This window comes from Gluconobacter wancherniae NBRC 103581 (genome assembly GCF_007988885.1).
Classification (GTDB): domain Bacteria; phylum Pseudomonadota; class Alphaproteobacteria; order Acetobacterales; family Acetobacteraceae; genus Gluconobacter; species Gluconobacter wancherniae.
The window spans coordinates 1-12,658 of the sequence record NZ_BJUZ01000002.1; the positions used below are offsets into that span (position 1 = coordinate 1).

10 protein-coding genes and 1 pseudogene are annotated in these 12,658 nt (G+C 53.3%); 5 read left to right on the plus strand and 6 right to left on the minus strand.

Annotated elements, in window-relative coordinates; all coding sequences use genetic code 11:
• Window positions 1-360, plus strand: a pseudogene (locus tag GWA01_RS07140) (IS5/IS1182 family transposase); the annotation flags it as partial.
• On the opposite strand, the gene GWA01_RS13010 reads toward GWA01_RS07140, so the two are convergent.
• The 4 genes from GWA01_RS13010 to GWA01_RS07155 all read right to left on the minus strand — a co-directional run bounded on the left by GWA01_RS13010 (window position 250) and on the right by GWA01_RS07155 (window position 4,865).
• Window positions 250-528, minus strand: a complete 279-nt coding sequence (locus GWA01_RS13010; protein WP_186819554.1) for a hypothetical protein — start codon at window positions 526-528, stop codon at window positions 250-252. The pseudogene GWA01_RS07140 and the gene GWA01_RS13010 overlap by 111 nt on opposite strands.
• 70 nt (window positions 529-598) lie before the next feature.
• On the minus strand, window positions 599-1,843 hold the full coding sequence (locus GWA01_RS07145) for a glycosyltransferase family 4 protein (RefSeq protein ID WP_146795641.1): 1,245 nt from the start codon (window positions 1,841-1,843) through the stop codon (window positions 599-601).
• Entirely contained in the window at window positions 1,840-3,225 is a 1,386-nt protein-coding gene (locus GWA01_RS07150; RefSeq protein ID WP_146797591.1) for a capsule biosynthesis protein, read from the minus strand. Before GWA01_RS07150 ends, GWA01_RS07145 begins: the two co-directional genes overlap by 4 nt.
• A gap of 47 nt (window positions 3,226-3,272) precedes the next feature.
• A complete protein-coding gene (locus GWA01_RS07155) occupies window positions 3,273-4,865 on the minus strand; it encodes a capsular polysaccharide export protein, LipB/KpsS family (RefSeq protein WP_228118529.1) in 1,593 nt (530 codons plus the stop codon).
• A 551-nt stretch (window positions 4,866-5,416) separates the two neighbouring features.
• On the opposite strand from GWA01_RS07155, the gene GWA01_RS07160 reads away from it, so the two are divergent.
• From GWA01_RS07160 to GWA01_RS07175, 4 genes are all read left to right on the plus strand, one after another.
• Window positions 5,417-6,736, plus strand: coding sequence for an LTA synthase family protein (locus GWA01_RS07160; protein WP_228118528.1), 1,320 nt, complete (start codon window positions 5,417-5,419; stop codon window positions 6,734-6,736).
• 492 nt (window positions 6,737-7,228) lie between these two features.
• Window positions 7,229-7,660, plus strand: a complete 432-nt coding sequence (locus GWA01_RS07165; RefSeq protein WP_229316071.1) for a sterol desaturase family protein — start codon at window positions 7,229-7,231, stop codon at window positions 7,658-7,660.
• Window positions 7,661-7,672: 12 nt separating this feature from the next.
• On the plus strand, window positions 7,673-8,857 hold the full coding sequence (locus tag GWA01_RS07170; protein WP_146795649.1) for a glycosyltransferase family 4 protein: 1,185 nt from the start codon (window positions 7,673-7,675) through the stop codon (window positions 8,855-8,857).
• Window positions 8,858-9,234: 377 nt separating this feature from the next.
• On the plus strand, window positions 9,235-10,563 hold the full coding sequence (locus tag GWA01_RS07175; protein ID WP_146795650.1) for a glycosyltransferase family 4 protein: 1,329 nt from the start codon (window positions 9,235-9,237) through the stop codon (window positions 10,561-10,563).
• A gap of 15 nt (window positions 10,564-10,578) precedes the next feature.
• On the opposite strand, the gene GWA01_RS07180 is transcribed toward GWA01_RS07175, so the two are convergent.
• Window positions 10,579-11,463 (minus strand): hypothetical protein, encoded by an 885-nt coding sequence (locus GWA01_RS07180; RefSeq protein ID WP_186819498.1) that lies wholly within the window; start codon window positions 11,461-11,463, stop codon window positions 10,579-10,581.
• A complete protein-coding gene (locus GWA01_RS07185; RefSeq protein WP_146795654.1) occupies window positions 11,456-12,658 on the minus strand; it encodes an AGE family epimerase/isomerase in 1,203 nt (400 codons plus the stop codon). Before GWA01_RS07185 ends, GWA01_RS07180 begins: the two co-directional genes overlap by 8 nt.

Consider the following 12,658-nt stretch of genomic DNA (forward strand, 5'->3'; position numbering starts at 1 on the left):
CGAATGCCCCGGGTGAACGGGCTTGGCGATCAGCTCGAAGCGTTTTCCCTGACTGTGGATTTTGAAGCGTTCCGTTCCGTTCTGATCTGAACAAGGCCTCGGATGCCAAAACGGTCTGGCTGTTCCGTGAACGCCTGATACAGGTGGGGGTCATTGAAAGATGTTTGATCGTTTTGACGCGACCCTCCGGAACACGGGTTATCTGCCGATGTCGAGCTCTAGATCCTAGATGCAACATTGGTAGCTGCTCTAAAGCAGCGTAATACGAACGCTGAGAAAGCCGATCTTCGGGAAGGACGGATCCCACAGAAGTGGTAGGACAAACCCGCAAAGCGGCCGCACAAGGATCGTCATGCGCGCTAAATGCTGAAGTTCACGAAGGCGAAGCGGCAGGTGGCCAATATCGTCTACAACATGCGCCGCTTCCTCTTTTTGGAACGGATCAACGCGAGTGCGTAGCCATCCAGCAGGGAGACAGTCCCCGATCTGCTCAAAACGCAGATCGAATGCTACTTCAAGAACCGTCAATCAAATCGCCAAAAGCCAGAAATTACGGACCAAGCACATCAATCAAAGGTTCTTCGATCCCTCCAGATCGCTATGTCAAAGAAGAGATATAATCAAGTGCTCGGGCGACACTCTGGGGCCAAGTGAGGATTTGGTTTTTGGCTAAGGGCGCTTGAGGTAGGGACAGTCTCGATAGAGTCTCAATGGCTTGTATCCACGCTGGACCGTCCAATGGGTCGAGGTATGTGGCGCAGTCGCCGCCGATCTCCTGGAAAACTGGAATGTTCGAGCACAGGACGGGTGTACCCAATGCCAGAGCTTCTGCTAGGGGGAGGCCAAACCCCTCAGAAAACGACGGGAATAGGAGAGCTTTAGCGCCCCGAAGCAGGGTCACGACTGTCGTATCGGGAAGGGAGTTGTGTTCTTCTACCATCCCCCTCAGGGCTGGAGAGCGCTCCAGCATATCGATGACCTGTTCGTTCTCCCAGCCTCGCTTGCCTACGATAATTAGATGAGGTGCGCTCTCTCCGTGGATATCGACTAAGCGTCGCCAAAGGTTGAGAAGTAGGAGATGGTTCTTGCGTGCCTCGATTGTACCCAGACAGACGAAATAAGGGTGGCTGCGTCGGGTGATCGTGTTGGCTTTGTCGTCGGGGAGCATGTCTGCGTCTGATGTGGCACGCAAATGGACACCGAGTGGGGCCGACCATATGGGAACGTCTCGCCGCGCTTGTATGAAATGTGGGCGAAGCGACTGTCCGGTGGCTACTGAAGGCACGAGAACGGCATCGGCATATTGGACGACCGTCTTGATACGGCGCAGGTGTCTGTCGGGTTCACGTTCCCGGGAATATTCGGGGAATTCAAGCGGAATCAGATCATGGACCATCGGAACAAACAGGCCATTGCGCCGTCGGATCGCAGCTGCGATGAGTCTGGGTTGTATCAGATGGTGGTGAGACATCAGAAGATAGATGTTGCGGCCACGAGTCTGCCCATGTGGCGCGGTAGAGCGGACGGGACGTGGCAGCAGAACACCGTGTAGAAGGGCGCGGCCCAGTCTGGAAGCTCGTCCTCCGTCATCCGTTCCGCTGTCCCAGACGGTGCCGATGGCCTTTATAAAGGCACTGGCCCTGTCATAAGGGAGAACAGCGAAACGCCCGAGCGGATGCGCGGCGGCGAATTCAAGATGGTCAGGCGCATGCTGGCGGAGATAGCGGGCATATTCAAGTTCGACGCGGTCGATCCCTGTCGGAACGCGGGCACTCGCACGGGTGAGAATTCGCGAGATGTCGAGGGTGTAGAACGGCCTGTTTCCAGACGGCGAATCACTCACGATGAGACTTCTTTCAGAGCTTCAAGTTCTGCTTTGAGCGCGTTCTTGGGCAGAGCCGGAAAGGTGATTTCCGCAGGAGTATCTGGATAACGGGACAGTTTCTGGCGCAGAGCTTCACGGCGTGCCATTTCGGCGCGTGATGTGGCGGCGAAATCCCGTGGGCTGTGATGTGTCAACCGATCGATTGCGTGGCGTACCAGCTTGCTCATACCTTCGTTCGAGAAGAAGCCACCGGGAATCAGACAGCGTTCGATCAGAACGCGACGATAGGCCGCGAAGATTTCTGGATCGGGTTTACCCGGATTGGACCAGAATTCCTCTAGCGGACCCTGAAATGTGATGCCTGGAATATCGTAGACGGCATTGCCCAAAGTGATGACAGGTTTGCCTTCTGCAAGTGCCAGTGTTCCGGTCGTGCTGTTGATGGTGATAACGCCGGTAGCTGTGCGGACCAGATCCGCAATATCCCCCGCTTCGAAGTAGTCCACTCGGTCCGAGACGCCGTAGGCTGCGGCCTGCATCGCTACTTCATGGCACCAGTTCCGAATATTGTTGTCGAGTGGGTGCTCCTTGATGACGAGGCGCATACCATGGGGAGCATGGGAGGTAAAGGAAGCTATTACAACCCGGATGGCCTCTGCCATTCCGCTGAAGGAGGAATGAAGGCGCACCTGCGCGTCAGCATCGAGTTGAAGAGGAAAAAGCATGTAGAAGCTATGCGAAGCCCGTAGCGTTTTGAGTGCCTTTTCGCTTCGGGCGCGGCGCTCATCGCGGGCGAGAAGTTTACGTAACCATCCGATCCCTTCCGTCAGGGGGTGCCAGGGACGGTAGTTGTTCCAGTGGCGATAATGCCAACGGGAGAGGAGGTCGGCGGTATTGTAGGCCAGTCCCTGAAGGGCGCGGGTCCGGAAGGAGGACGGAACGGGATGGTGCGGCGGTAGGTCGGGAAGAGCTTTGGCGTTCTCGATGTAGTAAGTCGGATCGCGCGAAAGAGTAGAGTTGCCGTTGACGCCTCCAAGCTCGAACGTCACCCAGTCCGGGCGAAGATAGCCTTCTTCAAAGACATGCACTGGAATGTGCAGCCGTGCGCAGACGGCGATGGCCGCGCTATGCAATGGGCGGCAATCCCCGAAAAGTACGACATCAGTGATGTCATGTTCGATGATGATACGGGTCAGGGCGTCCGGCCACTCGTTGGCACGGCCGGTAAAGTCGATCCCACCCGGAAGGCGCCAGAAAAGCCGGTCTCCGCCGTTGAAATTGACTTTCCAGACACCGTATCCCCGACGGCGCAATTCTCTGCCGATTAGCCTGAAGAACGGCCCCATTAGCCCCTGAAGGAGCAGGATGTTGCGTTGTACACCATCGTTGGTGCGTTGCATCATGATGGGGGTCGTGTCTGCGGCAGAAGGGTGTGTCTTTACGGTGATCATAACCGATTCTTCTTTTTCGCGGAGATGTGCAGCACCGTTTGAACTCCCTGAACAAAGGCTTTTCTGATCCCTCCCTGAACTTCACGCAAACGCATGAGAAGATCAGGTCGCCAGACTTCGGGAGTGCCGAAGCGGGCGATGAGAATTTCTGGTCCGCAGAACAGGCCAGTTAGAGGATCAATATATCTTGGATAGAGCAGCAATGTGGCCGCCGTAAGCTGGGCGACGCTTAGTCGCCGGGTCCGCCGTGGAATGGGTTCCCGATCACAGGTTAGCCCCCACCCTGCGTAGAAAGGTTGACCATATGTCGTGACGGGAAGTCCGCGCATTAGGGCTTCAAAGCCAGTCAGGGAGGTCAGCGTATGGACTTCGTCCACTGCGTCCAGCAAAGGCGCCATGCCGCCGCCGCGAGAAATCTGGTTGGCTACTTGAAGTATGTCAGCATCGGGGATGGCACCAGCACGATGTCCTGCATCCACGTCCGGATGTGGACGATAAACGATGAATGCGTCCGGATTTTCTGCCCGGACGCGGCGTAGCAGTTCCATGTTGCCCTTTATGGCTACGCCTCCTAGCCGGACCGACATATCGTCAGCGACCTGTCCGGGAACCAGGAGGATCCGTCGCCCTTTCGGCGCGTTTATGGTCGGCACGTTGCCGCCTGCAGAATATTTTGAAATATTTTGTGCTCGAATTAGTTCCGTCAGGGAGCAGGCCCGCTTCTGAAGCTCTTCTCCAAGGGGATGTGTGGCGAGCAGGACTTCCAGATCACTAGGTTGGGCTGGGTCGTAATAGGCCCCCCTGCTGTCGGCGATGATGGAGGCAGGAGGTAAAAAGCCGCTTCCAAGACCGACAGAGCGTATAAAGCCGTCTTCGACACGGAGAAGGGGACGGTGATTTTTTTGTGCTGCTTGTTCCAGTTCGCGCGGCAAGCGGGTTGCCCAAGCGGCGATTCCGTTCCGACCTATAAGATTTTGCCGCACGCTTAGGGCGCCAGCGGTTGTACGACGGAAAAGCGGGTATGGATGGTGTTTTTCGGCTGTTGCGAAAAACGTTTTCATCCGGGAGCGTTTCCAGAATGACATGCCGACACACACGCTGATGGTGCGATTAGCCATGAGAATGCGTTTCCATTCCGTAAGGAGAGAAATCGCTTCAAAGATATCGATCGGTTGCCCCGAAAATGGTGACCGGTACTCTGTTGCAGAATGGAGAATATGAAGCGCCTCCGAGGGGGCGTGAAAGTCCGGTTTCCAGCATTTATTTATATCGGAGCGCAGAACGAAATGTCCGGTCAGGGCCGCAAGCGCCGAAAGTGTCGTCAGACCTTTGGGGGGCAAGAGGAATGTGCGCTTTCCATCCAGAAGAGAGTGCGGGTCCACATTTGCCGAGATGGCCTGAGCCCCTTCGGCCCGGGCCTCATTTCGCATCCTGCGCCATTGGGGAGTGTCATGTGGTGTGACGAGCAGTAGTCGACGCGGGCTTGTCCACGCTTTTGCGTTTCGCCACATCTGCCGGGCATACCCTGCATGAGAGGGTACGCAGACCACGGTTGCGACTGCTGCCGCCGCGGAGCGCTCCCAGAACATGCCTCCTATCCGCGCCTGTAAAATCATTCTTACGGCGAGATCGTTTCTGACATGATCCGGCGAGATTGATGCCTTATCTGACAGGAGCTCGTGATATGGTCGAACCTGGGTAAAGGTATAAATAGGGTTTCCTAGAGGAGGCGCGGAAAGAATGAGCGGAAGTGGACTAGATGTCGGAACGTCTTCTAGGCTCAAGACTGATACTCTTCTTTTCTCGTGCTCCTATCCGGATTTGATGTTTACGGAGCTCTTGAGTGGGATAACATTTAAAGGATAGTCGCGAAAGATGAAAATAAACCATAAAATGGAAACATAGGATCTCATGGAGGCAGTAAGAAATTTACCAACATGAGTAAGTTAATATTGGAGCAATAAGGATTCATGTGCATATAGTATGTTCTATACTGATAGACTTTATTTTATTTAATTTTATTGATATAATTGCATTCAATAATAAAAAATCAAGGAGAATCCATAAATATTTAATTTTATTGCAAGCATCTCTGTTTCGTTTTTTTTTGGTGTTTGTAATTTTTGGAGCATTCGTATCATTGCTGGGGCACCCTCTGGTTGCTGCGGCGCTAACGGTTCTGATGGGAGTTCTTCTGCTCTTTGGCTCAAGTCTGAAGAGGAATATTCTCGGTGAGCCGCTGATGTTCAGTGATGTTGCAGTTATCGGCGCCTTTGTCCGGCATCCCAGATTTTATATCGGAGCCATTCCTCCAGTTGCGCGAGTTCTAGTCGTGACGGGGCTGACGTTGCTTGGATTATCTTTCGTAGTCCTGCTTTTGAGGGATATGTTCTGGTTCCGGACTGCCCCTGGCCTTACCGTCAGGATCCAGGGAGGGTGCTTATTTGTTACTGGATGGCTGTGTCTGCACATTCTGGGGCGTGCTGGATTGGCCCGCAGGATTTTACCTGATGCGGATCTCGATATGGGAGAGGAGCGCTACGGTCTGTTGGCGACTATCGTACTGGGTTGGCTGAGATGGAAGGATGATCGTCGTCAGAAGCTTCCGAACTGGTCGCCGGTATCCTTAGGGCAATCCGCTCAGGCACCTCTGATTGTGGTGATCCAGTGTGAATCGTTTGCCGATCCCCGTGAGTTCGGTCTTGAAGAGGCTTCAGTTTGTATGTTGCCTCACTTGCTACGCGCAGAACGGGACGGAGACGTCGGAAAGCTTCAGGTCTCGGGATTTGGTGCCTATACCATGCGTGCGGAATACGGCGTGTTGTTCGGCCACGAGGAAAGCGAACTGGGCTTCCGTCGTTTTGATCCTTATCTCACGGCTCGAAAGCAACCCGAGGATGCGCTGGCGGCCAGATTGGCTCAGGTCTGTGAGGAAAGGGTGTTTTTACATCCGCACGATCTCAGGTTTTATGGGCGTGACGATCTGATGCCGATTGGGGGATTTAATCGGCTAATCGGTGTGGAAGAATTCGCCGATACAGCCCGGTGTGGGTTCCACATCGCGGATGATGCCGTAGGAGACCGGATATTGCGGCTGATTGATGAGGCTGTTTCCAGACCTTCGGGAACATTCATCTTTACAGTCACTATCGAAAATCATGGGCCATGGTCAGGCGGGATAGCCGATTACCTTCATCATCTCCAGCATGGGGACGAACTGCTGGGGCGTGTGACGCAGGCTCTCGGGCAGACAGGTCGGAATGCTTTACTGGTGTTCTATGGGGATCATCGTCCTTCACTTCCAGGTGCCGTAATGCCGAGTGCGACACGTCATACACCAGTAGTTGTTAAAGGATATGGAACTCTTTCTACTTTAGCGCAGCTAAATGGCATGTCTTTGACGCCGGCAACCCTTCACCACCGAATTATCAGTTTGATAGCACAGAGTTCGGCCCCCTAGAGCGCTTTCCTATCAATTAGGCCTATACCTTACAGGGGTAAAGGAAGTATGCGTATTCTGCAGGAGTGAACTCCTGATTAATCAATGTTCTGGTGCTCCTTTATAGGGCATTACGGCTTCGATCCTGAACTCATGGCTGCACTTCCATCTCGCTAGATCCACCCTCCAATGCTTTGGTCATGATTCTATCTTCGCGGCCATGAGGCAGGTAGCAGGCCAAGGGTAGTTGTTTTGCTATGATTTACAGATGACTGACTGAATGATAGGAGTTTAGTTGACGGATTTTTTGTATAAAGACGGGTGAGGTTTGCAATGATGGTCCGGAATTTAAGGGCACATCCGACGCGGGTCCGTCTGTTTCGAAACAAGTGGCTCGAACTGACGACGCTGACCCCTTTCCCTCTTTTTTTTAGTGTATGGATACTGATCGATATTCTTGCGGCCGTAACAGCCTTTCAGGCGGACACAGGCTGGGGGATATTGATAGGTTTCATGGCGGGACTTCTAGTCTGGCTTCTTTTTGAATACGTCGCCCATCGCTATCTTTTTCATCTCAGCCTCAGTTCGGTGATGGGACGCCATTTGATTTTTCTAATACACGGCAATCATCATGAGGATCCGAAGGACCCCCTACGCAGTATCATGCCGTTGACCGTCAGTCTTCCTCTAGGGTTCCTGATATGGTTTTCTTGGTGTCATTCAGGAATTCCTGCACACGATTCAGCATTTTTTGGGTTTGCTGCGGGGTATACAGTCTATGATACAGTGCACTGGTCTTGCCATCAGACCAGCTCACGTGGACGACTTGCTCGGGTACTAAGAAAGCATCACCTTTTGCATCATCATGCGCCCATTCACGGTAATTATGCCACAACAGTCCCGCTGCTGGATCGTATTTTTCGAACCCATATCAAAATAAGGTAAACTTCTGACTTCATGCAGATTATTCTGGACGCTCGAAATACCGGTCGCGTTATGGGTACGGGAGTTACAACTTATACTAGAACTCTCGCTGAAGCACTAAGAGAGCAGGAAGGCATTTCAGTCGGATACCTCAATGAAGCATCCTGTTCACGAACAGATGAAGCGACGCGTGCTCATTCGCCCTCTGCAAGCAGCCTCCGTTTGACGAGAGCTTTAAGCAGTCGTCGTCGTAAAGCTTTTATGGGCATCGGTAATCAAACGGGAAATTTGATTTGCGAAGATATTTTCCGGATTGGGCATGTACATTTTAATATCTATAAAAAGCTTCTAACCGTCGATCCCGCTCAAGAACCTTCGGTCATGCATTGGACCTGTCCATTACCGCTTCATATGCGTGGTTGTCCAAATGTTGTGACGATTCATGACCTCATTCCGATTTTATATCCGGAATTCTGTCAGACGGAGCCTAGACGAATCCAGAGACTGCTCGAGAGTGTGATTGAGCGAGCGGATATGATCGTCGCTATTTCAGAAACTGTAAAAAAGGACATTGTGACGTATTTCGGACTTTCGCCGGAGCGTATTCGCGTCATTCATCAAGCTACCAATATCCTTTCTGAATTATCAAATATTGCTCCTGTAGAGTATGTTTCTTGTCCCGCTGACAGCTTTATCCATATCGGAACTGTGGAGCGTAGAAAAAATATTGCCCGCCTGATTCGGGCCCACAGCCTCAGTCGCACTCGACGCATGCTGGTACTTATTGGGCCAGACGGTTTTGATGCACGACAAGAGCTTGCCGCGCTCTCTGACCACCGTCATCCGGAGCGGGTTGTGCGTCTGCCCTGGATTAACCGATCAGATCTTCTCGTAGCTCTCCGAAAAGCCCGAGCCGTTGTATTTCCTTCTTTAGCTGAAGGCTTCGGACTTCCTATTGTGGAAGCAATGGCTTTAGGTGTTCCAGTTCTCACTTCTCGGGGAGGCGCCACTGAAGAAATCGCAGGTAAAGCCGCCTATTTGTGTGACCCGCTCGATATTGAATCTATCGCGGAAGGTCTGATCCGGCTGGATCGAGATGAAAGTATGTGTCACGATCTGATTCATTTAGGTAACCAGCATGTGAAGAATTTTAACCCTCATAATTACGGATTACATTTTAAGTCTTTATATCAGGACTTGCTCAGTATATCACGCTGATACAAAAATGTAATGATTTCGTTTGGGGTCTATCAATTTATTGAACGTAGTAATTCGCAAGCCTACCTGAAAGGCAGTCTGTAAGTGAAGTGTTTATATTTCCGGAGAGCCAGACGACACGAATCGAGCCATTTTCTCTCTGGTACACGGAATACCACACAAGGGTGACTGACGTGTTCTGAGTTGGGTCGTTTATGCGCTCTGCAATGGCCTTCAGCGGAAAGACGCCTCGAAACGTATGATCCGCACAAATCTTTGTGTAATCCACACCGTAGTAAGCTTTATCTTCTACCTTAAAGGATGAGTGCTGAACCGATCAAAATGGGCTGGTGTAACGCCGCAGAATGTTTCATCCCTTCTCCTGCAGGAGTAAAAGAATGACAGTTGCCGTATCACGTCCCTTCCATGTGACACTTGATGGTTTCAATCTCGCTCTTCCACGCGGGACAGGTGTCGCTACCTACGCCCGAACCCTGAGCGAGGCTCTCAAGGGAATGTCCGTACAGGTAGACGTGCTCTATGGCTTGAACATTCCCTCCCATACGCCAACAGCCCTCCGGGAAGTCCTGTTTTATGATCGTCTGGGCGAGGAAGAGCCAAAGACGAAGGCCCGCTTCTTGTCGGAACGCTGGAAAGCACGTCAATATAGTGCTTTGGCAGGATGTACAGCCCAGACGATACCTGCGGACTCCCGGATTGACGCGCGTTCTTTTGGTGAACGCATGCCGGCCTTCGACTGCTTATTGAACGCGCGCGATCTATTCTTCGTTGCTGCACAACGATACCGGGCCACACGACGTTTCATGACGGTGAATCTGCCGGAGCCCCCTGACGTTATGCACTGGACCTACCCTTTTCCAATCCGTGTCAAGGGTGCACGGAATGTTTATACTATTCATGATCTTGTGCCTTTGCGGCTGCCGCACACTACGCTTGATGACAAAGGTTATTATTTTCGTCTGATGAACGATTTGTGCCATCATGCGGACGCGATCTGCACGGTCTCCGAGGCCTCGAAACGCGATATCATCGCATTTTCTCCTCAAGCCGCACCGCTCGTTCATAATACTTATCAGACGATCCGCGTACCTTCAGTTTCTCTTAACAGCAGCGAAGAAACGTTGAGGGATGTTCTTGAAAGACTTTATGGCCTGCGACTGGACGGTTACTATTTGTTTTTCGGTTCAATCGAGCCGAAAAAGAATATTGGCCGTCTTCTGGAAGCAATGCTTTCATCTTCCGCTGAGCGGCCGCTGGTCATCGTGGGTGCGATGGCCTGGAAAGCGACGGGCGAACTCAGGCTGCTTGAGCGCTGCCTGAATACCGGGCGGGTAATCCGCATGGAATATCTACCGGAGCGGGACCTGATGACGCTGGTACGTGGTGCACGTGCATTGCTGTTTCCCTCTCTGGCGGAAGGCTTCGGCCTTCCGGTCATAGAAGCTATGACGTTTGGCACGCCCGTCATGGCCTCACGCGAGGGCGCCCTTCCGGAAGTCGGGGGAGATGCCGTCCTGGCTGTGGATGCCTATGATATTCCCCAGATCACAGCGGCCATCGAGCGGCTGGACAGGGACGACGCGCTTTGTGCCAAACTACGCGCCGCAGGGCCCGGCCAGGCGGCGCGTTTTGACATGCATAGCTATCGAGCGCGGTTGGAGACATTTTACGCTGATGTCATGCGGGCACCAGTGAAGCATCCCTAACGAGGGGCGCGCGCTTTACGCAGAGATGCGCCACACTTTTTGATATCCAGAGTAAAGAACCTCTGCCCGAATCGTATTGAGAAACTGGTCTACGATTAAACCCTTGCCGCCCGGTCCCAGCGGCGCGACGTCGAAGTCGTCGATGCACAGGATCGTGCCTGGAGCCAGGAGACGACGCGCAGCCATTAATTCCATCGCGTGATGAATGGCGCTCGGCATCGGGTTATCGAGGTCCAGATCGAAGGAATCTAGATAGATCAAGGCCGCTGGTCCCATCCCAGACGCACCCAGAGCATCGAGCGTCGCGACAGAATCGTTGAGGATGGTGCTGGTGACGCTGCTACAGGCACGGCGAGCACTGTCAATGCTTTGGGGATTGACATCGATGGTCAGGACCCGCCCTTGCTTTTCACGCGCATACCAGTCGAACTGAAAAGTGCTTTGTCCATCGCCGTCCCAGTTGCGCGGCACACGCAGGCATCCAGTTTCGATAATAAAGGGCGTTTCGTGTTGGTCGAGCGCTTCAAAAATTGTCGCAAAACCGTCGGCGCGCTTGCCAAGGCGCTCACGTAGATAGGTATCGAATCCTGATTTGAAATCGCAGTCCGCTGCTTCGGGGGGGAGGCCAACGTAGTCGTAATTTGCCTGTGTGACCCAGGCAATGCCGTCCGGCACGGTTCCTGTCCGGGCGAGTTTGGCCAGCTCTTCTACGGGCGTGCCTGAGGCGATCTCGCGTGCGATCGCCTCCATATCCGCATTCTGATTATTGATTTGGGTAAGGAGCGCCTTGCCTGCGCCATCCGTGAGCCTGTCTAGAAAGGCGAGTACATGAGCCGAAGATGCGCCCGTCACGGTGGATCGACCTGTCTTTTTCGCTATGCTTGTGCGTGTCTCAGCCATCATCCGTCTCCCGCATACGGCCCGATAGAAGCCGCGCCGCTCCATAGATATGATATAGTGAACTAGCGGGCATGTAATCTACTAGCGGTGAGCCGGCCTCGTCAAAGCGGTCTACCCATCCACCGGCGAGGCGCGACGGAGCAAATCGTGAGAGAAATGCCGTGCCCAGATCGTGAACCGGGATGCTCTCTGGTTTGCCTAGAACCTGACGAGTGTACAGTAGGCGAAGGAGTTCTGTCTGCGGCCAGATCCGTGTCGTCCGCTCGAAAACAACTCCATCCTCGGTCATCGCATCTAAGGCAAATCCTGTCTTCTGGTCGATCCCGCATGACAGACCAGAACGGAACAGCCGTTCTGCTGTTTCCGTCAACCCGTTCATATCCTCTCCCGACGGCGAGACGAGCCGCCCATATTCACCTAGCAGCCATGCCCACTCGAATAGATGGCCGGGCTCTACACGATTACTGGACGCAGGTTCTGAAGGTTTCCACGAAGAATCGAAGAACTCCAGAAGCAGACCGGAGCGACGGTCGATAAGATGGTGCTGGGTAAGCGCGATCAGACCACGCAACCTGTCAAGATAATACTCGTCTCCCGTGGCTTCGAACAGGACGAGATAGGCTTCGAGCAGATGCATATGCGGATTTTGTCGTCGCAGGGAATCCGCGGGAGGGACCGTATCGAGATAACCTGCACCGGGCGCGGCAAAGATACGCTCCACCTCCTGTGTCGTCTGGCGGGCAATTTTTCGGTATTTTTCCTCTCCGGTCAGCCGGATTGCCCATCCATAGGCGAATAGTATGAAGGCATGGGCATAGAGATCGCGTCGAGAATCGGCAGGCGTCCCGTCGGGCGCGAGGGAAAAAACCCATCCTGCATCCCCGTCGCTGCCATGATAGGCGCACTCGACGACATCGAGACAACGCAGTGCCTGTGCGGAAGCGTCATAAAACCCGTCAAGAGTGGCGCGACAATAAGTCGAAATCTGGCGTGCCTGCACCATCAGGCGTAGCCCGCTCATGGCCACAGGGCGCCCGTCCCAATTCATCCGTTCATGGTAAAGATTACTCTTCTTATCGAATCCTGCGCCACTCCAGAGCGGGAGCGCCTTTGCGCTCAGCCAGTCCCTCCAGACTTCACTGGAGCCTGCATCCGTCGTGTCGGATGGGAAGGAAAGTTTGTCAGAAACCGTCAT